At 65.9% G+C, this 472-nt stretch carries 1 protein-coding gene; it reads left to right on the top strand.

Features of this window, described 5'->3' with window-relative positions; genetic code table 11:
• Positions 1 to 472 (top strand): amino acid permease (locus tag RM779_RS33310; RefSeq protein WP_311621539.1); only part of this gene is annotated, 472 nt, incomplete at both ends.

Below are 472 nucleotides of genomic sequence, written 5' to 3'. Positions count from 1 at the left end.
CTCCATGGTCAAGGTCACCGCGATCGTCGGCATGATCCTCATCTGCGCCGGAGTCCTGACCATCGGCTTCTCCGACGCGGGCGACACCGCGACCGTCTCCAACCTCTGGAACGACGGCGGGTTCTTCCCGAACGGCATCGGCGGCATGCTGATGACGCTCCAGATCGTCATGTTCGCCTTCCTCGCCGTGGACCTCGTCGGCGTCACCGCCGGGGAGTCCAAGGACCCCAAGACCGTGCTGCCCAAGGCCATCAACACCGTGCCGTGGCGCATCGCCGTCTTCTACGTCGGCGCGCTGATCATGATCCTGTCGGTCGTGCCGTGGTCCACCTTCAAGCCGGGCGTCTCGCCGTTCGTGAAGGCGTTCGAGGAGATGGGGCTCGGCGTCGGCGCCGCCATCGTCAACTTCGTCGTCCTGACCGCCGCGCTCTCCTCCTGCAACTCCGGCATGTACTCCACCGGCCGTATGCTC

The sequence above is a fragment of the Streptomyces johnsoniae genome, from assembly GCF_031845565.1.
Lineage (GTDB): Bacteria > Actinomycetota > Actinomycetes > Streptomycetales > Streptomycetaceae > Streptomyces > Streptomyces johnsoniae.
Note: the sequence above shows the minus strand (reverse complement) of the source record. Positions and strands in the feature narration are given on the sequence as shown.